Source organism: Pyxidicoccus sp. M15 (assembly GCF_056858435.1).
This window is the reverse complement of record NZ_CM166495.1, coordinates 8,951,152-8,973,488: the sequence shown is the minus strand read 5'-3', so window position 1 is coordinate 8,973,488 and position 22,337 is coordinate 8,951,152. Positions and strand designations below refer to the sequence as shown.

Annotated in this window: 20 protein-coding genes; 10 read left to right on the top strand and 10 right to left on the bottom strand. The window is 71.5% G+C overall.

The genetic code is table 11. The annotated features are described in order from the left end of the window. Positions 1-66: 66 nt before the first annotated feature. The gene (locus ACX9TP_RS32985) at positions 67-1,428 is read right to left on the bottom strand and encodes an IscS subfamily cysteine desulfurase (RefSeq protein ID WP_482982259.1); all 1,362 of its coding nucleotides are present in this window, start codon (positions 1,426-1,428) and stop codon (positions 67-69) included. Between the two features lie 331 nt (positions 1,429-1,759). Between ACX9TP_RS32985 and ACX9TP_RS32980 the strand changes: the two genes are divergently transcribed. After that, positions 1,760-3,814: an SPFH domain-containing protein gene (locus tag ACX9TP_RS32980; RefSeq protein ID WP_482974614.1), complete on the top strand. Its 2,055-nt coding sequence runs from the start codon at positions 1,760-1,762 to the stop codon at positions 3,812-3,814. Positions 3,815-3,874: 60 nt separating this feature from the next. Continuing rightward, entirely contained in the window at positions 3,875-5,317 is a 1,443-nt protein-coding gene (locus tag ACX9TP_RS32975) for a protein-disulfide reductase DsbD family protein (protein ID WP_482974613.1), read from the top strand. 61 nt (positions 5,318-5,378) lie between these two features. Here ACX9TP_RS32975 and ACX9TP_RS32970 read toward each other — a convergent pair whose 3' ends face one another. The 8 genes from ACX9TP_RS32970 to ACX9TP_RS32935 all read right to left on the bottom strand — a co-directional run bounded on the left by ACX9TP_RS32970 (position 5,379) and on the right by ACX9TP_RS32935 (position 12,142). Further along, the gene (locus tag ACX9TP_RS32970) at positions 5,379-5,993 is read right to left on the bottom strand and encodes a tRNA-uridine aminocarboxypropyltransferase (RefSeq protein WP_482974612.1); all 615 of its coding nucleotides are present in this window, start codon (positions 5,991-5,993) and stop codon (positions 5,379-5,381) included. After that, positions 5,990-6,538 carry a hypothetical protein gene (locus ACX9TP_RS32965; protein WP_163998408.1) on the bottom strand — a complete coding sequence of 183 codons (549 nt, stop codon included), beginning with the start codon at positions 6,536-6,538 and terminating at the stop codon, positions 5,990-5,992. Before ACX9TP_RS32965 ends, ACX9TP_RS32970 begins: the two co-directional genes overlap by 4 nt. Before the next feature lie 105 nt (positions 6,539-6,643). Then, positions 6,644-7,510 carry a DMT family transporter gene (locus ACX9TP_RS32960; RefSeq protein WP_482974611.1) on the bottom strand — a complete coding sequence of 289 codons (867 nt, stop codon included), beginning with the start codon at positions 7,508-7,510 and terminating at the stop codon, positions 6,644-6,646. A gap of 415 nt (positions 7,511-7,925) precedes the next feature. After that, complete coding sequence (locus ACX9TP_RS32955; protein WP_482974610.1) at positions 7,926-8,693, bottom strand: DUF72 domain-containing protein; 768 nt, start codon at positions 8,691-8,693, stop codon at positions 7,926-7,928. Between the two features lie 109 nt (positions 8,694-8,802). Next, positions 8,803-10,374 carry a serine hydrolase domain-containing protein gene (locus ACX9TP_RS32950; RefSeq protein WP_482974609.1) on the bottom strand — a complete coding sequence of 524 codons (1,572 nt, stop codon included), beginning with the start codon at positions 10,372-10,374 and terminating at the stop codon, positions 8,803-8,805. Between the two features lie 137 nt (positions 10,375-10,511). Then, complete coding sequence (locus tag ACX9TP_RS32945; RefSeq protein ID WP_482974608.1) at positions 10,512-10,871, bottom strand: DUF3060 domain-containing protein; 360 nt, start codon at positions 10,869-10,871, stop codon at positions 10,512-10,514. Between the two features lie 56 nt (positions 10,872-10,927). Further along, a complete protein-coding gene (locus ACX9TP_RS32940; protein ID WP_482974607.1) occupies positions 10,928-11,659 on the bottom strand; it encodes a helix-turn-helix transcriptional regulator in 732 nt (243 codons plus the stop codon). 54 nt (positions 11,660-11,713) lie between these two features. Next, complete coding sequence (locus tag ACX9TP_RS32935) at positions 11,714-12,142, bottom strand: YciI family protein (protein ID WP_482974606.1); 429 nt, start codon at positions 12,140-12,142, stop codon at positions 11,714-11,716. A 239-nt stretch (positions 12,143-12,381) separates the two neighbouring features. Here ACX9TP_RS32935 and ACX9TP_RS32930 point away from each other — a divergent pair, with 239 nt between their 5' ends. From ACX9TP_RS32930 to ACX9TP_RS32895, 8 genes are all read left to right on the top strand, one after another. Next, positions 12,382-13,143: an alpha/beta fold hydrolase gene (locus ACX9TP_RS32930; RefSeq protein ID WP_482974605.1), complete on the top strand. Its 762-nt coding sequence runs from the start codon at positions 12,382-12,384 to the stop codon at positions 13,141-13,143. 33 nt (positions 13,144-13,176) lie between these two features. Further along, entirely contained in the window at positions 13,177-14,784 is a 1,608-nt protein-coding gene (locus ACX9TP_RS32925; RefSeq protein WP_482974604.1) for a sensor histidine kinase, read from the top strand. A gap of 224 nt (positions 14,785-15,008) precedes the next feature. Further along, complete coding sequence (locus tag ACX9TP_RS32920; RefSeq protein ID WP_482974603.1) at positions 15,009-15,518, top strand: RNA polymerase sigma factor; 510 nt, start codon at positions 15,009-15,011, stop codon at positions 15,516-15,518. Further along, positions 15,515-18,163 (top strand): zf-HC2 domain-containing protein, encoded by a 2,649-nt coding sequence (locus tag ACX9TP_RS32915; RefSeq protein WP_482974602.1) that lies wholly within the window; start codon positions 15,515-15,517, stop codon positions 18,161-18,163. The genes ACX9TP_RS32920 and ACX9TP_RS32915 overlap by 4 nt, the downstream gene beginning before the upstream one ends. A 198-nt stretch (positions 18,164-18,361) precedes the next feature. Further along, positions 18,362-18,490, top strand: a complete 129-nt coding sequence (locus tag ACX9TP_RS32910) for a hypothetical protein (RefSeq protein ID WP_482974601.1) — start codon at positions 18,362-18,364, stop codon at positions 18,488-18,490. Next, the gene (locus ACX9TP_RS32905) at positions 18,487-19,383 is read left to right on the top strand and encodes a zf-HC2 domain-containing protein (protein WP_482974600.1); all 897 of its coding nucleotides are present in this window, start codon (positions 18,487-18,489) and stop codon (positions 19,381-19,383) included. Before ACX9TP_RS32910 ends, ACX9TP_RS32905 begins: the two co-directional genes overlap by 4 nt. 292 nt (positions 19,384-19,675) lie before the next feature. Continuing rightward, positions 19,676-19,813, top strand: a complete 138-nt coding sequence (locus ACX9TP_RS32900) for a hypothetical protein (protein ID WP_482974599.1) — start codon at positions 19,676-19,678, stop codon at positions 19,811-19,813. 111 nt (positions 19,814-19,924) lie between these two features. Continuing rightward, positions 19,925-21,298, top strand: a complete 1,374-nt coding sequence (locus ACX9TP_RS32895; protein ID WP_482974598.1) for a M24 family metallopeptidase — start codon at positions 19,925-19,927, stop codon at positions 21,296-21,298. A 16-nt stretch (positions 21,299-21,314) separates the two neighbouring features. On the opposite strand, the gene ACX9TP_RS32890 is transcribed toward ACX9TP_RS32895, so the two are convergent. After that, a complete protein-coding gene (locus tag ACX9TP_RS32890) occupies positions 21,315-22,211 on the bottom strand; it encodes a hypothetical protein (RefSeq protein WP_482974597.1) in 897 nt (298 codons plus the stop codon). Between the last annotated feature and the right edge of the window lie 126 nt (positions 22,212-22,337).

Here is a 22,337-nt window from a genome sequence, read left to right as displayed (position 1 = left end):
CGAGGGGCCATGCGCTCCGCTGTATGCCTGGAAAGACGGGCTAATGCGCCGTTCACTCGGAAGGCGCTAGTGCGCCGTCCACTCAATCGACTTCAGGTCGATGCCTTCCTTGGCCATCTCGTAGAGGGGGCTCATCTCGCGCAGCTTGCGGACCTTGTCCACCACCAGCTTCACCACGTAGTCCACTTCCTCGTCGGTGGTGAAGCGGCCCAGGCCGAAGCGGATGGAGCTGTGCGCCAGCTCCTCGTCCACGCCCAGCGCGCGCAGGACGTAGGACGGCTCCAGCGAGGCGGACGTGCAGGCGGAGCCGGAGGACACCGCCACGTCCTTGATGCCCATCATCAGGGACTCGCCCTCGGCGTGGGCGAAGGAGATGTTGAGGTTGCCCGGCAGCCGGTGCTCCATGGAGCCGTTGATGATGGTCATGTCCAGCGCGTCGGTGAGCCCCTTCCGGAGCTTCTCGCGCAGCCGGAGGATGCGGGCGGCCTCGTCGGGCAGCTCCTTCCTGGCCAGCTCCGCCGCCGCGCCGAAGCCGACGATGGCCGCGACATTGAGGGTGCCGGAGCGCATGCCACGCTCGTGGCCGCCGCCGTCGATGATGGGGGCGATGCGCACGCGCGGCTTGCGGCGCACGTAGAGCGCGCCGACGCCCTTGGGCCCGTACATCTTGTGGGCGGTGATGGACGCGAGGTCCACCTTCATGGCCTCCACGTCGAAGGGCACCTTGCCAATGCCCTGCACCGCGTCGCAGTGGAAGAGCACGCCCTTGGAGCGGCAGAGGGCGCCAATCTCCGCGATGGGCTGCACGGTGCCAATCTCGTTGTTGGCGAACATGATGGAGACGAGCACCGTCTTCGGCGTCATCGCCGCGGCCAGCTTCTCCAGGCTCACCCGGCCATCGGGCTCCACGTCCAGGTAGGTGACGCGCGCGCCGCCGGTGGGGCGCTCCGCCCACTTCTGGTAGACGGCGTCGTTCTCCACGTCGAACTTCGCCGCCAGCTCCGCGAGGTTGTCCTCGGTGACGTCCTGCCCGGACAGCTCGCCCAGGCGCAGCGCCTTCAGCTCGTCCAGGCGCTCCTGGCGCACGCGCTCCAGGCGCTTGCAGGTGTCCAGGATGGCCTTGTGCTCCGTCTTCAGGGTGATGATGTGGTCACCCTTCGACTTGTAGAACTCGATGACGCCCTTGATGGCCAGGTTGTCGGACTCGGTGGCGCCGGAGGTGAAGACGATTTCCTGCTCGGACGCGCCGATGAGCTCGGCCACCTGCTGGCGGGCCTTCTTCACCGCCGCCTCGGCCTTCCAGCCGAACACGTGGTTGCGGCTGGCCGCGTTGCCGAAGTCCTCGCGCAGGTAGGGGAGCATGAGCTCCAGCACCCGCGGGTCCAGCGGCGTGGTGGCGTGGTAGTCCATGTAGATCGGCAGCTTCACCATTGGGTCCAACACCTTCCTGTAGGGGGCTTCCACCGCCCCCGCGCCCCGGCGCCTTCAGCGAGGCGCGCCGCAGGGGACTCACACCAGCCCACATGAATGTGGACCGGACTGGTCAAATATAAAAAGGCGTGCCCTCGGGTCAAGCGAACATAAGGAGGACGGGGGCGCCGGAGTGGAACGCCGCGCCGCAATGGAACAGTCCGGCCGCGCCGTCCTGGAGCGGAGTGCGCCGGAATGGCGCGGCCCCTTCGCCCAAAGGCCTGATTTCCCGGCAGGCCCTGCCCTGGCCCGCCGCCTGCTCAGGGAGCATGGCGCAAGGGAGGCAGGCATGAGCGCGAACACGAAGCAGGCGGCCAAGGCGAAGGAGTCCCCCGAGTCCGGTGAGTCGGTGTCCCGGACGCAGCTCGTCCGAGTGGACGGCGGCGGGAGGGGAGACGGGCCCCGCCAGGCGGAGGGCTGGCGCGCGGGCAAGCCGGTGGAGGACCCGGAGAAGATGAAGCGCTGGGGGCTCGTCACCGCGCGGCCGAGCGAGTTCCTCGTGCACATGCGGCGCGGCCGGGTGCGCGAGGTCAGCGGCCAGGGCGCCAGCTGCTTCAAGCTGCCGGGGGACTCGGTGGCGATTGTGCCCACCAGCATCCAGCGCCTCCAGTTCACCGCGGACCAGGTGACGAACGAGAAGGTGGGCGTGTCGGTGACGGGCCTCGCGGTGTACCGCATCGCCGACCCGCTGGTGGCCTTCCGGATGCTGAACTTCTCCTTCCCGGAGCGGGCCCAGGAGAAGCTGGCGGAGCTCTTGCGCGAGATGTTCGTGGGCGCGGCGCGGCGCCTCGTCGCGAACATGTCCGTGGAGGAGTGCTTCTCCAAGCGCAAGGAGGGCATCGCCGCGGAGCTGATGCGTGAAATCGCCCCGGTGGTGGCGGGCAACGGCAGGCTGGAGGACCAGTCCGACGCGGGCTGGGGCGTCATCCTCGACACGATTGAAATCCAGGACGTGCGCGTCCTGTCCTCCACCGTCTTCGAGAACATGCAGGCGCGCTTCCGCCGTGACCAGGAGCGGCAGGCGCGCGAGGCGGAGCTGGCCAAGGAGCGCTTCGTCCACCGCGAGGAGACGGAGGCCGAGCGGCAGCTGAGCCTGCAGCGGCTGGAAGCGGAAGAAGAGGTGCGCCAGAAGCGGCAGGCCGCGGACGAGCAGGCCCGGCTGGAGGTGCTGGCGGTGGAGGCGCGCGTCGCCGAGGCGAAGCTCGCCCAGGAGCGCACGCTGAAGCAGGAGCAGGCCACGGTGGAGCGCGAGGTGGCGCTGACCAAGCTGGCCGCGGAGCAGGAGGTCCGCCAGAGGAAGCAGCTGTCCGACGAGCAGGCCAAGCTGGAGGCGCTGTCCGCCGAGTCGCGCCTGGCCGAGGCGAAGATTGTCTCCGAGCGCGCGCTGTCCACCAGCCGCGCGCAGGTGGAGATGGAGAAGCTGCAGCGCGAGCAGGAGGCGGAGGTGGCCCGCCAGCGCGTGGCGATGGAGCAGCTCAAGCGCGAGCAGGACGCGGACGTGCACCGCGCGAAGCTGGAGCTGGAGAAGCTCAAGCTGGCGCAGGAGGCCGAGGCCGCGCAGGCCAAGGTGGAGCTGGTGCGCCTGCAGCGCGCGCAGGAGGCGGAGGCCGCGAAGTCGCAGATGGAGCTGGCCCGCCAGCAGCGCGAGGCGGAGCTGGAGCTGGCGCGGCAGGAGCGCGAGCAGCAGCTGGAGCTGGCGCGGCTGCAGCGCGAGCAGGAGGCGGAGGCCACCAAGGCGCGCATGGAGCTGGCGCGGCAGCAGCGCGAGCAGGAAATCGAGCTGGCGGCGCAGCAGCACGACCAGGAGCTGTCGCTGGAGAAGCAGCGGCGCGAGCAGGAGGTGGAGCTGGCGAAGCTGCGCCAGGAGCAGGAGGCGGAAGTCGAGAAGGGCCGCATGGTGCTGGAGCGCATGCGCCGCGAGCAGGAGCAGACGACGGCGCGCCACGAAGCGCTGCTCGCCGAGCACCAGCAGGAGGCGGAGCGGCTGCACGCGGAGCTCCAGGTGGTGCAGGCCCGCAGGGCCATCGTCGAGACGGAAGTCGCCATCGCCGAGCTGCGCGCGCGCAAGGACCGGGCGCACCAGGAGCTGGAGCTGGGCAAGGCGAGGGCGCTGCGCGACATCGAGAACAGCGTGAGCGCGGAGGTCATCCAGATGACGCTGGCGCAGCAGCTGCCGCAGGTGGCCGCCGCCTTCCAGCAGAAGATGGGTGAGGTGCACGTCACCGCGGTGGATGGAGCGAACCCGTTTGGCTACATCGCCGCCGCGGTGGAGGGCGTCATGGGGCTGGCGCGCTCCGCGGGCCTCAAGGTGCCTGCCTCCTCGCCTGCCGTCACCGCGCAGTAGCCGGTTGCCCCGGGTCTGCGTATAGAGGGGGAGCCCCGGGGCCAACGGAGTCGAGCGCGCATGGATGCGAAGAAGCTGGGAGTCGTGGCGGTGCTGGCGGGTGTGGCGGTGGCCGTGGTGCCCTGGCTGCTGCCCACCGGCCCCAATGCAGGCCTGGACGCGGCCCGGTTCCTCGAGTCGGGCAGCCTGGCGTGGGGCGCCGCGGTGGTATTCGCCGGCGGCCTGCTCACCGCGCTGACGCCCTGCGTCTACCCGCTCATCCCGATTACCGTCTCCGTCTTCGGCGCGCGCAAGGCGGAGGGGCGGGGCCGCGCGCTGCTCCTCACCTCGGCCTACATCGTGGGCATGGGGGTGGTGTTCAGCGCGCTGGGCGTCCTGGCGGCGAAGACGGGGCAGGCCTTCGGCGCGCTCTTGGGGCACCCGGCGGTGGTGACGGGGCTGGCGGTGTTCCTGCTGCTGTTGGCCACGTCCATGTTCGGCGCCTTCGAGCTGGCGCTGCCGTCCAGCTGGCAGGGGAAGCTGACGTCGGTGGGCGGAGCGGGGTTCGCGGGCGCGTTCCTCATGGGCAGCGTGTCGGGCTTCCTCGCGGCGCCGTGCACCGGGCCGGTGCTGACGGGCCTGCTGGCCTTCGTGGCGAAGACGGCCAACACCACGCTGGGCGCGACGCTGCTGTTCATCTACGCGCTGGGCATCGGCGTGCCGTTCTTCCTCATCGGCGTCTTCACCGTGCGGCTGCCACGTGGCGGCGTGTGGATGGAGTGGGTGAAGAGCGTGCTGGGCATCATGCTGGTGGCGCTGGCCTTCAGCTACCTCAAGGACGCGATGCCCTGGGCGCGCGACGCGGTGAAGGGGCTGGGCGCGCAGCTGGGGCAGCTGCCGGGCGCGGTCATCGCCGCGGTGCTGGTGGTGGCCGGCGTGGCGGTGGGCGCGGTGCACCGCTCGTTCAAGGAGGGCGCGCGCGACTTCTCGCTGAAGGCGCTGGGCGTGGCGCTGGTGGTGGTGGCGCTGGTGCTGCGCGGCGGCGCGCTGGACTCGGGCCCGGTGGGCGAGCTGTGGGTGCGCATGGGGCTGGCCGAGCCGCCGCAGGCGCCGTCGTGGAAGTGGAACCACGTCATGCCCGCGAAGCAGGCGACCTTCTCCCCGGACGAGTTCGACAAGGTGCTCGCGCAGGCCAAGGCGGAGGGGCGCCCGGTGCTCATCGACTTCTTCGCGGACTGGTGCGCGGCCTGCAAGGAGCTGGACCGCGAGACGTACCCCGCCGAGGAGGTCATCTCCCAGTCGGCGGAGGGGCAGTTCCTCACCATCAAGATTGATGCGACGAACAGCGAGGACCACCTGGACGCGCTGCTGGAGCGCTTCGGCGTGGAGGGCCTGCCCACCGTGGCCTTCGTGTCGCCCACGGGCGAGGTGCTCAAGAAGCCGCGCGTCACCGGCTTCCTGGAGCCCAGCCCCTTCGCCGCGGAGATGAAGAAGGCGCGCTGCGGCGCCAGTGGCTCCTGCTGACGCCTGCCGGAACCCCTCGAGGCGGCGGTAGAGGCATGGACTGAAAGGGGCGGGGGGCGCTTCAGTCCCCGTCGTCCTCGTCACCGCCGGGGAGCGCGAGCCGGCCGCGGCTCATCATCACCCGGTCGATCATCACCTCGTGCAGGGCGTAGAGGGGGCGCGCCACCGCGTCGCCCTCCAGGTACGCCAGCGCTCCGGCGATGGCCTCCAGCGTGGACATGCCGTCCGGGTGCGGCGGCCGGCGCAGGCGGCGGGTGTCCGGCAGGGGCGGGGGCAGCTTCAGCCCCGGTAGCCGCCGCAGCGCCGGTACCCGCTGCACCATGCGGCGCGCCTGGCCCCAGCTTCCGTCCAGGATGATGAGCCGCGCGGGCGGAGGCGCGTCCGGCGCGGGCGCCTGCTGCGCGTCCGGGAAGAGCAGCCACGTGTCCGGCGCCTCCAGCACCGAGGCGTCGAAGGGCAGGCCCGGCGAGCCATAGGAGACGATGCGGCAGCGGGGCATGGCGAGCGCCGCCATGCGGGCCGTGTTGGTGGACTTCAGCGTCTCCTTGTGGTGGCGGATGACGAGCAGCTCCGTGCGCGTGGGGACGCTCGGAACCTCCGCGCAGAGACACAGGGACGTGGGCAGGAAACAGCGCGGGCAGCGGCCAGCGAGGTCCTCGGGGGTTCTCGACCTCATTTCCCCTGACGGTAGCGCTCCATCAGGGTGCGCGCCTCGCGCAGCTTCTCCTCGACGAAGCGGTCGTCCGCGTCCGGCTCGTAGTCCGCGTCCGGCAGGTCGAGGTGGAAGAGGGCGGACAGGCTCGTGGGAGCCACCTCCAGCCACTCCGCCGTGCGGTTGAGCGCGGCCTGCCGGCGGCCGGCGAACGTCTCGGGCCCGTCCTCGGGGCCGCAGCGGCAGATGCGGGCCGAGTCACCCGACACGTCCACGTAGAGGCCCAGCACCTCCGCATCCAGCTCCGCGGCCAACGCGCAGGTGGCCTCGCTGACGTAGGCGGCCATGGCCTGGGCGGCGGAGCGCTCGGTCAGCGAGCGGACGAGGAACACCTGCCACCCCGCCTCGGTGAGGGGGCCCGCCTCCTGGAGGGGGGCCAGCTCCGCGGGCGGCGCCTGGATGCGCGAGAGCAGCCGCCGCACGGGCGCCTCCAGCCGCTCGAGCCGGGCGCTCGACGCGGGGCAGAAGAAGACGACGCGGTACTCACGGCTGTCGGCTGCGGTTTCCATAGGCATACGGCGTCGCCAGGAACAAAGAAGGTGCCCGCGAGGCGCGGGGCCCCAAGAGGACCAAAGGACTCCCCGCGCATGCAAGGGGGGATTTGGAATGAGGGTTCAGGGGGCGGCGGACGGCACCGGGAGTCCTCGCGCGGGCGCCCGGCGCTCGGCGGCCACCCAGGCCCCCGCCACCAACACCAGCACGCCCCCCGCCATGCCCGCGGGCGTCAGCGACTCCGAGAAGAACGCCAGGCCCACCAGTGACGCGGTAAGGGGTTCCAGGTACGTGAGGGCGCCCGCCGCCGCCGTGGGCACGTGTCGCAAGCCGGCGTTGAAGAGGATGTTTCCACCCAGGCCGCACACCAGGCCTCCGACGAGCACTCGGAGTGTGGCTCCGTCCAGCGCCGGGGGCAGGGCCTGCGCGCCGAAGTACAGCAGCAGCGCCGCCACGGAGATGGGCGCGTGCAGCGAGGTGACGGCGAGCGGCGAGTACGCGCGCGCGGCCTCCTTGGAGCCCAGGACGATGATGGCGTAGAAGATGGCGCTCGCCGCGCCCAGCGCCGCCGTCAGCCCGGAGAAGGCGGTGCCGGGCTGGATGATGAGCAGGCCCAGCCCGAAGAGCGTGACGGGCACACCGACCAGGGCGCGTGTCGAAGGTCGCTCGCGCAGCACCCACGGGGCGGACAGCGCCAGCAGCAACGGGGCGAGGTAGTGCGTCAGCACCGCGACGGAGACGGGGCCGTTGCGCATCGCCGCGAAGAAGCAGGCCGCGTTGGCCGCGTCCGCGAGCCCGACGATGACGAGCGCCAGGGTGGCGCGCCTGTCACGCAGGGCCTCACGCCGCAGCAGGAAGGGGGCGGGGAGCGACATGGCCGCGAGCACCAGCAGCGCGTTCTGCGGCCCGGACAGCCCCGCGGGCCGGAGGAAGAGGGCCCAGCACCCCCAGAGGGTGGCCCCGGCCGCGACCATGGCGAAGTACCGCACCGCGTGACTCCTGGTGACACCGGCGCACCCCAGGGGCGACGGCGGGCGCGCAGCGTACACCAGGTGTCGCGCGTCTCGCCGGGGGAGAGGCGGCCTGCTTTCCTGCCTGCGCCCGCGTCGGCCGCCGAATGGCCTGGAGCGCCCAGGCGTTCTCCGCACCCCGGCGTCGCACGGCGGGAGGGCAGGCCGAGCCCGAGGCCCACGGCGCCAGCGCGTGCCGCACTTCATGACGCTTCCGCGCGTTCGGCATGGCCACTGCTTCCGTCGTGGCTCACGGCGCCAGCGCGTGCCGTACCTCATGACGCTTCCGCGCGTTCGGCATGGCCACTGCTTTCGTCGTGGCCCACGGCGCCAGCGCGTACCGCACCTCATGACGCTTCAGCGCGTTCGGCATGGCCACTGCTTCCGTCGTGGCTCACGGTGCCTGCGCGTACTGCGCATCGCGACGCAGCAACGAGAGCGCATTCGGTTGGGCCGCTCCGTCCGCCGTGTTGTCGAAGATGCACCACACGCGCCGCCCGGCCCGCTCGTGCCCGACAATCTCCGCGGCCAGTTCCTCCAGATACGCCTCGGAGTACTCGGAGTAGTAGACCTTCGGTGAGCCGTGCAGCCGGTAATACATGACCTGCGCATCGGGGAGCTGGACGGAGCGCACCGGGGGCGGGTCGGCCTTCACGTAGGCGACGCGGAAGTCCTCCAGCACCTGCCGGGCTTCGTCCGTGAACCAGGTCTTGTGCCGGGGCTCGCACACGACGTCGACCGGGGTCCGCTCCCGCAGGGACTGGAAGAAGGCGCGGGCCGCTTCGGGCTCGTACTGGAGGCTCGGGGGCAGCTGCACCAGCAGGCAGCCCAGCTTCGCCTCCAGATTGCCCACCTCGTCCAGGAAGCGCTCGAGCGGCTCCCGCGCGTCGCGCAGGCGGAGCTCATGGGTGATGGCCTTGGGAACCTTCACCGAGAAGCGGAACGTCTCCGGGACACTCTCCCGCCACCGGGCGTAGGTGACGGGCTTGTGCGGCCGGTAGAACGAGGAGTTGATCTCCACCGCGGGGAACACCCGGGCATAGCGCTCCAGGTGGGTGCCCGTGGTGGGGAAGTGCTCGCCCACCGCGCTCGACAGGCTCCAGCCGGCGCAGCCGACCCGGCAGCGCGCGGGAGGGGGCTCGACTGTTGGAGGTCGGTCCATACCAGGCTCGATGCCGTGCCTCATGAGGGGCTCGGAGGCCCCATTCGCACGCCCTGAAGCTAGGCACCGTCCTCTTCCGAGGGTAGAGGGCCACGGCCCCGGCGCGGCCTCAGGGCTGCTTCGCGCCGAGCTGCTCGAGCATCTCCACCGCGTGGGTATTCTTCGGGTCCAGCTCGAGCGACTTCTTGTAGCTGGCGATGGCCTCCTGCTTCTTGCCCGCCTTCATGTACGCCTCGCCGAGGCTGTCGTGCGCGTTGGCGTCGTCCGGGAAGAACTCGACGTTCGCCTTGAAGAGCTTCACGGCGTCGGTGAAGTTGCCCGCGAGGAGCTGTCCGTAGCCGAGCTGGTTCAGCAGCCGCGGGGGGACCCCGCGCTCCGGGTTCTTGCTCCGCATCATCTTCACGAAGCCGAGGGCCGCGTCCGCGCCCTTCATCCGCACCAGCAGGTCCACCGCCATCAGCGGCGAGTCCAGGTGGTGGTTGAAGTTCTTCCAGCCGTACTCGGTGGCGATGCTCGCGGCGAGTCGCTCGAAGAGCAGCGGACCATTGTCCCCGTTGGCCATGATGGCCACGCCGCTCCCCGAGTCGGCGAATGCAATCAGCGTGGCGGTGAAGCCCTCATTCACGCCGCCGTGGCCGAACCGGTCATTGCCCTCCTCGAGCTGGAACCCGAGCCCGAAGCCCTCGGACTGCGGCGTAAGCAGCTGCTTCGCCATCGTCTTCGACACCACGCGGGTCGACCTGCCCGCCTTCGCCCGCGCCACCTCCAGGGCGATGCGCGCGAGGTCGGACGGCGTCGTCCACAGGCCCGCGGGCGCCATCTCCGGGTAGACGTGCCACCTGCCCTCCACGCTCTTCCCGCTCGCGTACGTGCCGCTGGCGGACAGGGGCGCGAGCTCCGGGGGCAGGGGCTGCTCGAAGGTGCTGTGCTTCAAGCCGAGCGGCGCCAGCACCGTCTCCTTCATGAGCTGCGGGAAGGGCTTCTTCAGCTGGTCCGTCATCATCAACTGGACGGCGGTGTAGGCGCCGCCGCTGTAGCGGGTCTCCGAGCCGGGAACGATGTCCACGCGCACCGGCGGCGTGTTCGCGGGCTTCACCCCGTCGAGGACCTGCTGCACCGTCGGGCGCGGCTCATGGGCCGCGTAGCCGGGGAAGCCGTGCACCGTCAGGCCCGAGGTGTGGCTGAGCACGCGGCGAAGCGTCACCTTCTGCGCCTTCGTGAAGGCGTTGTCGGGGACCTTCCAGGACACCAGCTTGTCGTTGAGGTCCGCGTCGAGCGACCACTTCCCGGCCTCGACGTAGTGCAGCGCCGCGAGCGCCGTCACCGGCTTGCTGATGGAGGCGGCCTGGAACAGCGTGTCGAGGACGACGGGCTCCGAGCCTCCGGCCTGCTTCACGCCGTACGTCTTCGCCCAGACGAGCGCGTGCTTGTCGAACACGGCGACGCTCAGGCCGGGAATCTTGTACAGCTCCATCCACTTCTGGAGCGATAGGCGCTGGGGCTCCTGGCCGGGAACCATGGCGGGCGGAAGGTTGGCTTCCACCCGCGCCACGCGGGCCGCTTCGGCCGGACGGGCCACCCACTCCGTGGCGGGCTTCGGGGTATCCGCGCCGGTGAGGACGGTGATGGCCGCGCAGCTCGCGAGCACAACGGGGACGAAGCGACCAGCGGTTCGACGCATTGCCTTCTCCATGGACGTGCAGCTCATCGAAAGTGAGCAGCCACGCGGCACAACCTACGGAGTCGGCGCGGGCGGATGGCCTGAGGAACTCCATCCGTCCGTCATCGTTGTGTCATGGCTCGCGGACCTTCAACAGCCTACTTCTCCTGCGAGACCTTGTTGCTCACGCCGGTGCGGGAGATCTTCGGCTTCGACTTGCCGAGCCCGCGCTTCCAGGTGACGTTGTTGCTCGTGCCCGTCACGTCGATGGCGCCGACGGCCTCCACCTTCACGTTGTTGCTGGTGCCGCTGATGGAGACGCTCTTGCACTCGCCCGTCAGCGTGACGTTGTTGGACGTGCCGGTGATGTCCACCGTGCTGCCCGGCTTGCACTCATGCGTCGCCGTCTCGCTCATGCCGGTGACCTCGATGAGTTTCTCATCCTCCGCGAAGGCCGTCATCGGTCCGAAGGCACACGCCGCCATCATGAACACTGCCGTACCAAGCTTCCTGTTCATTCGTTGGTTCCCCTGATGAGAGATGCGGGCCCGTCCTGGCGCCGCACCGCTCCCATCTACGTGACGGACGGCGCGATATTCAATCTCTGCGCGAGCGCCTGCGCCTTCAGCCCCTCCATGTCGGGGACGAAGGTGCGCTCGGGCACGAGGCGCGCCCGGCGGATGCGGTCCATCCGGAACATGCGCGCAGCGGATTTTTCCACGTCCCGCGCGAGCACGTACCAGGCCGGCGCCTCCACCAGCAGTCCATGCGGCTCCACCAGGCGGCGGCTCGCGTGGCCGTGCCGATCACGGTACTCGAAGGACAGGCACACCTTCTGGGCGAAGGCGCGCTCGAAGACGGAGAGCAGCTCCTCGGGTGGCGTGCCCAGCTCCGCCAGGACGCGAGGGCTGGCGGGGCGCTCCACCACCACGCGGCGACAGAGCTCGCGCATGCTCCGGGCCCGCTCGCGCGGAACGCTGGCGAAGAGCTTCTCCAGCCCCGAGCGCGCGGCGCGCCCCCACGGCAGCGACGTGGCCGTGGCCGACAGGTTCGCGGCCAGCCACAGCGCCACCACCTCTTCCAGGGACAGGTGGACCGCCGTCAGCCCGCGGTCCCGCTCCAGGCGCACGCCTCCGCCCGGTCCCGAGTCGCTGCTGATGGGCACGCCCTGCTCCCGCAGCGTCGCGAGGTCCCGGTGCACCGTGCGCACGCTCACCTCCAGCGCCGCGGCGACCTCCGCCACGGTGGTGGCCTCGTGGGCCCGAAGGAAGTCGTGCAGCCGCATCACCCGGTCGACTCGTGCCATTGCCGCCAGTCTCCGACAGGCATGGCACTTCACTCCAGGCCTCGTTCGCGGCGGCTAGCGGCGCTTCGACTCCACGGCGGCGCGCAGCTGCTCCTCCTGCTGCAAGAGCTCGGGCGTCATCGCGGCACCGAAGTCCGCCGCCTCGAACACCTGGCGGATTTCAATCTCCGACTCGCCATTCATCGGGTTGGGGCAGCGCTTCACCCACTCGATGGCTTCTTCCTTCGACTTCACCTCCCACAGCCAGAAGCCGGCGATGAGCTCCTTCGTCTCGGAGAAGGGCCCGTCGATGACGGTCCGCTGCTTCCCGGAGAACCGGACGCGCGCGCCCTTCGAGCTGGGGTGCAGCCCCTCGCCCGCCAGCATCACCCCCGCCTTCACCAGCTCCTCGTTGAACTTCCCCATCTCCGTCATGAGCTTCTCGTCCGGAATCTCCCCCGCCTCGCTGCTCTTGTCGGCCTTGATCAGGATCATGAAGCGCATCGTCGTCTCTCTCTTTCGTGTCGGAGGGCCGGTGGAGCCCGGCCTCATCATCACGTCGAACGAGGGGCCGGTGGATCGACACGACGGCCGCCGAAAATCTGGAGTGCCTCCAAATGGTCGTAATCGCAAGGCTTTCCCGGGCGGGCGACCATTGCTGCCAGTTCCTGACAGGGATGGGCCGTACTCCACGGGCCTGGATGCGCAGCGGAGCGCATCTTCACAGATGAAGGGAGAACGCCATGGTGAAGGGACCTGCGGGAGCGCTGTACGTGGACGATGGAGGCCAGGGTGGGGTGCCGGTGGTGTTCGTCCACTCGAGCTGTGGGAGCACCGCGCATTGGGAGGCCCAGCTCGCCCACCTGCGCCCGCACCGGCGGGCGGTGGCGTTGGACTTGCGGGGGCACGGGCGTTCAGTGCCTCCGGCGCGGGAGGACATCTCCATCGATGACTTCGCCAGTGACATCGCGGCGGTGGTGGACGGGCTCGGGCTCCAGCGCTTCGTGCTGGTGGGGCACAGCATGGGCGGGGCCATCTGCACGGCCTACGCGGGGCTGCACCCCGAGCGCGTCGCGGGCCTGTTCCTCGTCGACCCGGCGTCGGATGGACGCTCGATTCCCGCCGAGCAGGCCCAGGGGGTGATGCAGGCGCTGGCGACGGACGCCTGGCGCGACGTCATCGCGGAGTTCTGGGCGCCGATGCTCGCGGCCTCGCGGCCCGAGGTGCGCGAGCGCGTGCTCTCGCAGATGCGGGCCACGTCGCAAGCGGGCGCGCGCGCGGGGCTGGGGGCGCTGCTGACGTTCGACCCCGAGACGGCGCTCCGGCGCTACCCGGGGCCGCGTCTGACGGTCATCACCGCGTTCAACGAGGAGCCGGGCTCGTACCAGCGCCTCGACCCGACGCTGCCGTTCCGGAAGGTGGAGGGCACCGGCCACTGGGTGCAGCTCGACGCGCCGGACGCGGTGAACGACTTGCTGGACGGCTTCCTGGCCAACGTCCGCTGAGCAGCGGAGCGCCGGCTCTGTCACAGTGGCGGCATGGGGCCCTTGTTCGCCTACAGCCTCGTGCCCGTCCTGTCCGTGGCGCTGCTGCTGTGCTTCACCGCCGCGCTCCGGGGCCGCAATGCCCGGGGCCTGGCGCTCTACTGTCTGGCCACGGCGCTGTGGAGCGGCGCGCTGCTGCTGCTCTGCATTCCCGCCATGGCCCCGGTGGGCCAGCGCTTCGTCACCGTCGGCGCCTTCATCTCCGCCACGTACCTCCACGCCGCCTATGACGTCACCCGCCAGCGCTCCTACCGGCTGGTGGCGCTGGCCTACGCGGTGGCGGTGGTGGTGACGGGCATCGGCGTCTTCGTCCCCAACATCCTCTATGGCCCGGTGGCGCTGCGGCGCGGCCCCCTCTTCTGGCCGTCCATGGTGCTGGCCGTGGCCGCGGCGGTGGTGCCCCTGGTGCACCTGGCGCGCTCGTACCGACATGAAGCGCCGGAGCGCCGGCCCGTACTGCGCAGCCTGGGCATCGCCGGCGCGCTGGCCTATTCGGGCAGCATCGGCAACGCCCTCTTGTTGTCGAGCGGCTACCCGGTGCCCCTCGGCATGTACCTGGTGCTGGCCGCGCTGCTGGTGCTCGTCCACGTCATCAACGCGCACCAGGCGCCGGGAGACCGGCGCCTCCTGGAGCGCAGCCTCGTCTACTCGGCGATGGCGGCGGTGCTGTCCGCGGGCTTCCTCTTCGGAGTGCTGACGCTGATGGCGGGCAGCGGCCAGCCCTTCCTCGCCGAGTACCGCGTGGGCGCCTTCTTCCTGCTCGCGCTGGCGGCGCTCGCCTTCGAGCCCGTGCGCCAGGGGCTCCAGGAGTGGCTGGGGCGCCGGCTGCTGAAGGGCCGCGCGTCGGGCAGTGAGCTGGCCGCGGCGCTCGCCGCGCAGGAGGCCCGCGCGGACCAGGCGGCGCGGCTGGCGGAGCTGGGCCAGTTCACCTCCGCCGTGGCCCACGAGGTGCGCAACCCGCTGGGCGTGCTCTCCGCGCACCTCAAGCTGCTGGAGCGCCGGGGGGGAGACGCGGAGTCGGTGGCCGCCATGCGCGAGCAGATTGAGCGCGCCAGCCACTTCGTCGACGAGCTGCTCCGCTATGGCCGCCCGCGCCCGCTGGATTTGCGCCGCGTGGACGTGCCCGCCACGCTCGCGCTGGCGGTGTCCACCGCACGTCAGGGATTGGGCGCTCTCGCTCCAGAGGTAAATCTGGAATTGCTTGGAAGTGAGGCATTGGAAGTCGAGGCGGACCAGGCGCAGCTGTCTCAAGTGTTTGTGATTCTCGTGGAGAACGCGTTGCTCGCGCTGCGCGAGGTGTCAGCGCCGAGGCTGCGCGTGCGCTGCGAGCGCGGTGAGCGCGGGCTGCGGGTGTACGTGGAGGACAGCGGGCCCGGCATCCCCTCGGAGCTGCTGCCCCGGCTCTTCCAGCCCTTCGTGACGGGCCGCAAGCGCGAGGGGCCCCGGCCGGGCACGGGCCTTGGCCTGGCGATTGCTCGCGGCATCGTCGAACGTCATGGAGGCAACATTCGGGCGGGGCGCTCGGAAGCGCTCGGCGGCGCGAGCTTCGAGGTGGAAATGCCTTTCACCCAGCCGGTTTCCATCTCCGCCGCCACCTCGTAGCGCCCCGCGAGGCTGAAAGGAATTGTCGCTCATGTGAGCCCGGTCACAGCGCCGTCACGCGTTTCTGTCTACGACAGGGGTACGGGGGGTTGGATGAATTCTGGATAAGAAAACCAGCCCTCTGCGTCTGTTGGATGGAAACGGAGGGGGCCGTGAGAGCGAATACGAGACTGTGGGTGGTGAAGTCACCATCCGGGGGTGAGTTCGAGGCTTTCGCATGGCGCGTGCAACCCACCCTGTTCACCATCCTCGGTCGGTATTGCGGAGGCATTGAGCACGAGCTCGAGGACCTGGTGCATGACGTCCTGCTCCGGGCGTTGCTGCGGTGGGACCAGCTGCGGCACCTGGACGAGGACGCGCAGCGGGCGTGGACGGGGCGGGTGGCCCACAACTGCTTCCTGGACCGGTGCCGTCGCAAGGGGAGCGAGTCCAGCCGGATGGATGCCCTGCTGCGCCTGCACGAGCAGTCCGAGCAGCACGACGACACGTGGGAGCCGGAGCTGTGGGAGTTCGTCGGCCCCGAGGACCTGCTCCAGGCCGTCGAGCGGCTCAGCAGCCCGAAGCTGCGGCGCACCTTCGAGCTGTTCCTCCAGGGACACTCCTACGCGGAGATTGGCAGGGACACGGGCGACAAGCCCGGCACGGTGGGCGCGCGGCTGACGCGGGCGCGGCGGGAGTTGCGGGAGCTGCTGCGAGAGACGGCGGAGCGGCGGCGGCGGGAGCGGAAGCGATGAGCCTGGAAGGATGCGAAGCGCTGCCCCGCTTCGTGGATGGCGAGATGACCTCCGAGGAGCAGGTGCGCTTCCGCGAGCACCTGGCCGGCTGCGAGCCCTGCTCCCAGTCCTTCCGGGAGTCGCTGCAGCTGGAGCTGCTGGGGCAGTTCGCCCTGGAGGAGGGCCCCGTGCGCTCCCCGCCGAAGGTCTCCGGGGCGCCTGGCGACAGCGGGCGGTGGTGGAGCCGGTGGTGGGGGTGGCTGCCCGCCGGTGGGGTGCTGGCGGTGCTCGGGGGCTTGCTGCTGGTGCTCTCGCGGCAGGGGGACGGGGACGGCGCGGCGTGGCTCATCCCCGCGAATGGCCGGCACCTGGAGGCGCGGCTGACGTACGCGGTGGTGGACGGGCGCCACCAGCCCTACGTGCCGGAGCGGAGCGGGCCGCGGGAGGACGGCCCGGTGACGGCGCTGCCGCTGCACGCGCTGGCCCGCCTGGAGGCCCGGAGGGACTTCCATGGCATCGCCACGGCGTACCTGCTGCACGGCGCACCGCTGCAGGCCCGGGCCTTCCTGGAGCGGATGCCGCGCTCGGCGGACCCGACGTGCGACCTGGCGGTGATTGCCCTGGAGCGCGCGAGGGACACGCGGGCCTCGGAGGGGGAGGGCGGCGGGCTGAGACAGTCCTACCTGGAGGAGGCGCTGCGGTTGCTGGAAGAGGTGCTGCGGGACGCGCCGTCGCACCCGCAGGCGCTGTGGAACCGGGCGCTGGTGCTGCGGGAGCTGGGGCTGACGCGGCTGGCGGCGGAGTCGTTCGAGGCGGTGGCGAAGCTGGGCGAGCCCGGCTGGAGCGAGGAGGCGTGGGGCCTGGCGCGCGGGCTGCGCGACGCCGCGGCGCGAGGGCGCGAGGGGACGGACACCTCGGCGGTGGCGCGGGAGCCGGTGTCGGACCCGGACGCGCGGCCCGCCATGTCACAGGGTGATTCGTGGCGGGTGCTCCATGCCGAGCAGGCGTTGGCCCGGCGCGAGGCGCGAGAGGGGACCTGGTGGAAGGCCGAGCGGCGACTGAAGGCGGCGCTGGAGTCCTGCCAGGACGCGGCGCTCGTGGACCGCTGCCTCGACCTGGAGCGCGAGCTGACGCGGCTGTACCTGGACCTGCACCGCCCGGCGGAGGCGCTCCCGTACGCGTGGAGCGGCTGGGCGCGGGCGAAGGCGGCCCGGGACTGGCGCCTCGAGCAGGCGCTCCTCTTGGAGCTGGCGGACGTCCTGCGCTTCCAGCACGCCTTCGCGAGCGCACGCGCGGCCCTGGAGGAGGCCCTGGCGCGGATGCCGGAGGACTGCGCGCCGCGCTCGCGCGTCTACCTCACCCTGGCCGCCGTGGAGTGGGCGCGCTTGCGCCCGGACGATGCCCGCCGCGCGCTGGACAGGGCCCTGGCCTGTGAGCAGCCGCTGGAGCTGAAGGGCGCGCTCGTGCTGTCGGACCTGGCGCGCGTCCGTCCCGAGCCCGGGGACGCGGACACCCTGCGCCGCGCCCTCTCCGCGCTGCGCCGCGCCCCCGTCCCGCCCGGCCGCGAGGCGCTGCTGCTCTCCATCGAAGGACAGCTCGAGCTGGCGCGCTCCCCCGCCTCGGGCCAGCTGCTGCTGTGGCGCGCCGTGGAGCTGGCGGAGCAGTGGCCGGACGCCGTGGACGCGCGCCTGGCCCGGGCTCGCGCGTACGGCGCCCTCACTTCCGAGGCCGCGAGGACGGGCGGGTGGAGCGAAGTCCTGGCGCTGCAGGGCCGCCAGCTCCGGATGGCCACGGTGCCGGAGCGCTGCCTCCTGTCGGTGTCCGTCCACCACGAGCGCACGGTGGTGGTGGCCCGGGGGCCCTCCGGCAGGCCGCAGGGGCACTCGGAGGCGTCGCGCACCGGGCTCCCGCGCGAGGCCGAAGCGCTGGTGCCGGAGTCGCTGGTGGAGGCGCTGCGCGGCTGCGGGCACGTGGACGTGCTGGCCCTGCCACCCGTGCACGGCCTCACCGGGCTGCTGCCCGTGGACCTGGCCTGGAGCTACCGCGTGGGCCGCGGCACTCCCGCCGGGCCGCCCCCGGCGCGCGAGGCCGCCCGGCACCTCGTGGTGACGGACGTGGCGGACCCGCCGTCGCTGAAGCTGCCACGGCTCGCCCGGCTCCAGCCGCCCCGCGTGCCGGACCCCCTGCGCCTGGAGTTGCGGGGCGTCCAGGCCACGCCGTCGCGCGTGCTGGAGGCCATGGGGGACGCCAGCGAGGTGGAACTGCACGCGCACGGGATGTTCAGCTCCGCGGTGTCGGACGCGTCGGCGGTGGTGCTGGCCCCGGACGAGGACGGTCGCTATGCGCTCACCGCGGACCGCGTGCGCCGGGCCCGGCTGACGCGCGCGCCGGTGGTGCTGCTGGCCACGTGCGGCGCGGCGAGGACGGCGCCCTCCCTGCACGAGCCCTCCAGCCTGCCGGTGGCCTTCATCGAGGCGGGCGCGAGCGTGGTGCTGGCCGCCACGACGGACATCCCCGACACGGCGGGCGCGTTCTTCGAGGAGGTGCGCGAGCTCATCCGCGGCAACACCCGGCCCTCGGCGGCGCTGCGGGACGCCCGCGCGCGGTGGCTGAAGGAGCACCCGAGCGACGCGTGGTGGCTCACCCACGTCCTGCTCTTCGAGTGAGCCTGCCCGGCCCCGCTGGAAGTCGGGGAGCGCTGTCGCTCAGGTGGCGCAACCCCGCGTGGCCGCGTCGGTTTCCGGACGACCACCCAAGGATTCACCCCGAGCGCGTTCCGAGTAGGCGTGCAAGGAGTGTGGTGGTCGATGAGGGTTCAACGCAATGCCACGGTCATCCCTCTCCCCGTGGTCGACAGTGCAGACATGAAACATGGCGAGGGGGCCGCGCGGATGAGCAGCCAGGCGGGCGTCGACCCGGAGGACCGGGGCCATGCGCCGCTCGCGGTGGGGCTGCCGTGGACCCACGGTGACGGTGGAGGGGAGGCGTCATGAGCTCCCAGTGCGAGAAGCTGTACCTCTTCCTCGACGGTGAGCTGGGTCCGGTGGACGAGGAGCACGTCCGTCACCACCTGGCCCGCTGCGAGGCGTGCGCGACGGGGCTGCACGAGGCGATGCAGCTGGAGATGCTCAGCCTGTACTCGCTGGGGGAGGGGGAGCTCACGGCGAGGCTCGAGGCCGTGCCGCCGGTGAAGCCGAAGCGCGCGTCGCGCGGGCGCTTCCTGCGCGTGCTGCCGGGAGGGCGCCTCGTCGCGGGCGCGGCGCTGGCGCTGGTGCTGACCGTGGGGCTGTCGGCGCTCGTCGTCTTCGCGCCGTCCCCCAGGGCCCTGCCCCGGGAGGTGTGGCTCGCCCAGGCGCCCACGCGGCTGCTGGAGGCCCGCGTGGCGTATGCCCGCGCGGACGGGCACCGCCCCTACGCGCCCCTGCGCAGCGCCAGCGAGACGCCCTCGTCCATGCCCCGGCCGCCTCCCCTGCGCGAGCTGGCGGACCTGGAGGACGCGGGCGACCTGCACGGCATCGCCGCCGCGTACCTCGTCCGCAAGGACTGGCGGCAGGCGTCGGACTTCCTCCAGCGCTCGCCGTCGTCGCCGGACCGCGACAGCGACAGGGCCATCATCGTGCTGGAGCACGGCCACCTCGAGGAGGCGCTCGCGTTGCTGGAAGGCGTGCTGCGCCAGGTGCCCGCCCACCCCCAGGCGCTGTGGAACCGGGCGCTGGTGCTGCGCGAATTGGGGCTGACGCTGCCGGCCGCCGAGGCCTTCGAGGCGGTGGCGAAGCTGGGCGAGCCCGGCTGGAGCGAGGAGGCGCTGATACGCGCCCGGGCGCTCCGCCATGAAACACAGGCTCGTGGGCGGGCCTGGAAGGCGGGCCTCGCGGTGGTGGACTGAGCCACGGTTTCGGGACTCGCTGGATTTTGAAACAAATTTCTTGGTTTTCGGAGCACTGCCCCCCGGGGAGGTGCTCCGAAACTTTTTTGAGCAGGACGCACAAGAAAAAGGGCTGGGTACGTATTTGAAATGAAGGCTGGCGCGGGCGGAAGCGCCGCGAAGCCGACATCGCAAGGGGGGAGTGATGTTTCGTTGTGACGCGCGCGGCCATGGGGAGGCCAGCGGAATGTGGGCGCCCGAGGAGGGACGTGGGGCGGTCGGGGGGCCGTGGGGGGCGAGGGCGGAGGCAGGCGTGGAGGTGTTGGCGCCGGCAGACCGGGGGGACGCGCGGTTTTCGATGGGGGCCAGCGAGGTCGACGAGGACCTGGGGGCGCTGGAAGTCGAGCTGTTCTACGAGGATGACCTGGAGTTCCAGATCGCCAGCTTCTGAAGCCTGGCGCGAGGGGGCCGCTCCCGGAGTCTCCAAGGACTCCGGGGGCGGGGGACCCCGGGTTGGTGGGAGTAGTAGGGTGCGGGCTCCTTCTCGACGGGGAGTCCTCGAATGCGTGGTGGTTGCTGGGCGGTCCTCTCGTGCGTGCTGCTGGCCGGTTGTGCCACGCCGGCCCGGAGGGGACCCGGTGCCGATGCGCCGCGACTGCTGACCTGGTCCGAGCAGATGTCCGTGCGGGAGGCCTGGCTGGAGAAGCGCCACGGGCTGCTCCTGGACATGATGCGCCGCCACGGCGTGGGCATGTGGATTGTCGTCAACGAGGAGTTCCACGACGACCCGCTCACGCCCTTCGTCGCGCCGCCGCGGCCGTACGCGGGCAACCGCGACCTCTTCGTCTTCGTGGACGCGGGGCCGGAGGGCCTGAAGCGGGTGGCGCTGACGGGCTACTCGGAGGCCGCGCTCAAGCGCTTCTTCGAGCTGCCCGCCGAGGGCCGCACGGCGCGCGACGTGCTGACGGAGCTGGACTCGCGCTACCAGCCGAAGGCGATTGCGCTGGGCATTGGCGGCAAGCGCGGGGTGACGCGCAGCCTGACGCGCGACGGGTATGCCTTCCTGGTGGAGGCGCTGGGGGCGGAGGCGGAGGCGCGCTTCGTGAGCGCGGCGCCGCTCATCGAGGAGTACCTGGACACGCGGCTGCCCGAGGAGTGGGAGCACTACCGCGCGCTGGTGGCGCTGACGGACGCGGTGGTGAAGGAGGCCTTCTCGCCCGCCGTCGTGGTGCCGGGGAAGACGACGGTGGGCGACGTGCGCCGCTGGCTCTACGACAGGCTGTGGGAGCTGGGCGTGGACACGTGGTTCCAGCCGGACCTGCGCGTGCAGCGCAAGGGCCAGGTGAACTCCACGTCGCGCGGCTTCCTGGCGCCCTCGACGGAGGACGTCGTCATCCAGCGCGGCGACCTGCTCCACGTGGACTTCGGAATCACCTACCTGGGGCTGAACACGGACTGGCAGAAGATGGCGTACGTGCCGCTCGAGGGTGAGACGGACGTGCCCGCGGGCCTGAAGAAGGCGCTGGCGAACACGAACGCGCTGCAGGACGCGCTGATGCTGCGGGCCTCGCGGCCGGGCCGCTCGTCGGCGGACGTGTACGAGCAGACGATGGCGGAGATGAAGGAGAAGGGCATCGAAGCGATGGTGTACAGCCACCCCCTGGGCAACCAGGGCCACGCGCTGGGGGCGCACATCGACTTCCGCTCGGCCAGCCGCAAGGAGGAGCCCAAGCTGCTGCGCGAGGGCTCATACATCGCCATCGAGCTGAACACCGCCACCGCGGTGCCCGAGTGGGGTGGGCAGAAGGTGTTCGTGATGCAGGAGGACCCGGCGTACCTCACGGGCGAGGGCTGGAAGTTCTTCGTGCCGCGACAGGAGGCCTTCTACTTCCTCGGGAGCCAGGTCTTCACGACGCGCGGTGCGCCCGTCCACTGAGGTGACGTGAAGGTCCTCAGAAGCCGATGCCCGCGCCCACGCTGAAGGCCCACATGCGCGCGGTGCCGGCGGTGCGCAGGCCGTCCGGCGTGTCCACGTCGATGCGGACGCCGGCCCGCGCGAAGCCAGAGCCGAGGCGGGCGCGGACGAAGGGCTCCAGGGAGAGCTGCGAGGCCCTCCCGTCCCACGTCGCGTCGGTGAGGTGGGGGGAGACGAGCTGGGCGCGCAGGCCGGGCTCCAGCAGGCCGAGTCCGAGCGAGGCCTCGGCGCTGGCCTGCGCGACGAAGTGGGTGTCCTCCGAGGAGCGGGAGACGGGCACCAGCATGGCGACGGCCACGTCGGCGCGGAGCTGGAAGCCGGGCAGGTCCATGCCGACGGCGAGGGGCAGCACCACGGACGTGGTGTCGAGCGACCACAGCCACGGGTCCGCCAGCCCGCGCACGGCGGAGGCGGCGGCATAGTTGGCGCCCTCGGCGGCGGTGGCGGACTCGCCGGCCTTCCCTGCGTCCGCGCGCAGGGCGACGGGAAGGGCCACGGCGGCGCCGACGCGGACGAAGAGGACGTCCTGTGCGGCCGTGCGGGTGTGGTGGATGCCGAGGAGGAGATTGGAGGGGCCGACGTGGCTCCACTCGCGGCTGCTTCCGGACGCGAGCGTGGTGTAGGGCAGCCCCCAGTCCACGCGGAGCTGGCCGTGCTCGGACACCTTGAAGCCCGCGGAGAGCGTGGGCGAGAAGTGGCGGGTGGACACGTCGTTCAGCCGGGGCGCCGACGAGAAGAGGAGGGTGGTGGCGACGAAGTTGTCGGGCTCGCGGACCTGGGCCGAGGCGGCGGTGCTCGCGAGCGCGAGGCAGGTGGCGAGGAGCCACGCGGCGGCCCGACGATGCGGGGCGCGACGGCGGAAAGGTGTCTGCATACGGTGTGTCCCGTGAGGCCTGTCCGGCTCACGGCCCCCTGTACTTCCTGGAACACCGGTAAAGACGCAGACGGTCACCCGTCCTTCAACGCGGCGGCTGATTTTTCGCCATCCGTGCATGAGCGG

What these genes read in the sequence shown, in the direction of transcription:
- ACX9TP_RS32955 (WP_482974610.1), bottom strand. Translation starts at nt 8,693, where the DNA reads ATGGACCGACCTCCAACAGTCGAGCCCCCTCCCGCGCGCTGCCGGGTC.
- ACX9TP_RS32965 (WP_163998408.1), bottom strand. Translation starts at nt 6,538, where the DNA reads ATGGAAACCGCAGCCGACAGCCGTGAGTACCGCGTCGTCTTCTTCTGC.
- ACX9TP_RS32935 (WP_482974606.1), bottom strand. Translation starts at nt 12,142, where the DNA reads ATGCGCTTCATGATCCTGATCAAGGCCGACAAGAGCAGCGAGGCGGGG.
- ACX9TP_RS32915 (WP_482974602.1), top strand. Translation starts at nt 15,515, where the DNA reads ATGAGCCTGGAAGGATGCGAAGCGCTGCCCCGCTTCGTGGATGGCGAG.
- ACX9TP_RS32925 (WP_482974604.1), top strand. Translation starts at nt 13,177, where the DNA reads ATGGGGCCCTTGTTCGCCTACAGCCTCGTGCCCGTCCTGTCCGTGGCG.
- ACX9TP_RS32970 (WP_482974612.1), bottom strand. Translation starts at nt 5,993, where the DNA reads ATGAGGTCGAGAACCCCCGAGGACCTCGCTGGCCGCTGCCCGCGCTGT.
- ACX9TP_RS32930 (WP_482974605.1), top strand. Translation starts at nt 12,382, where the DNA reads ATGGTGAAGGGACCTGCGGGAGCGCTGTACGTGGACGATGGAGGCCAG.
- ACX9TP_RS32910 (WP_482974601.1), top strand. Translation starts at nt 18,362, where the DNA reads ATGAAACATGGCGAGGGGGCCGCGCGGATGAGCAGCCAGGCGGGCGTC.
- ACX9TP_RS32905 (WP_482974600.1), top strand. Translation starts at nt 18,487, where the DNA reads ATGAGCTCCCAGTGCGAGAAGCTGTACCTCTTCCTCGACGGTGAGCTG.
- ACX9TP_RS32950 (WP_482974609.1), bottom strand. Translation starts at nt 10,374, where the DNA reads ATGCGTCGAACCGCTGGTCGCTTCGTCCCCGTTGTGCTCGCGAGCTGC.
- ACX9TP_RS32945 (WP_482974608.1), bottom strand. Translation starts at nt 10,871, where the DNA reads ATGAACAGGAAGCTTGGTACGGCAGTGTTCATGATGGCGGCGTGTGCC.
- ACX9TP_RS32940 (WP_482974607.1), bottom strand. Translation starts at nt 11,659, where the DNA reads ATGGCACGAGTCGACCGGGTGATGCGGCTGCACGACTTCCTTCGGGCC.
- ACX9TP_RS32975 (WP_482974613.1), top strand. Translation starts at nt 3,875, where the DNA reads ATGGATGCGAAGAAGCTGGGAGTCGTGGCGGTGCTGGCGGGTGTGGCG.
- ACX9TP_RS32895 (WP_482974598.1), top strand. Translation starts at nt 19,925, where the DNA reads ATGCGTGGTGGTTGCTGGGCGGTCCTCTCGTGCGTGCTGCTGGCCGGT.
- ACX9TP_RS32890 (WP_482974597.1), bottom strand. Translation starts at nt 22,211, where the DNA reads ATGCAGACACCTTTCCGCCGTCGCGCCCCGCATCGTCGGGCCGCCGCG.
- ACX9TP_RS32980 (WP_482974614.1), top strand. Translation starts at nt 1,760, where the DNA reads ATGAGCGCGAACACGAAGCAGGCGGCCAAGGCGAAGGAGTCCCCCGAG.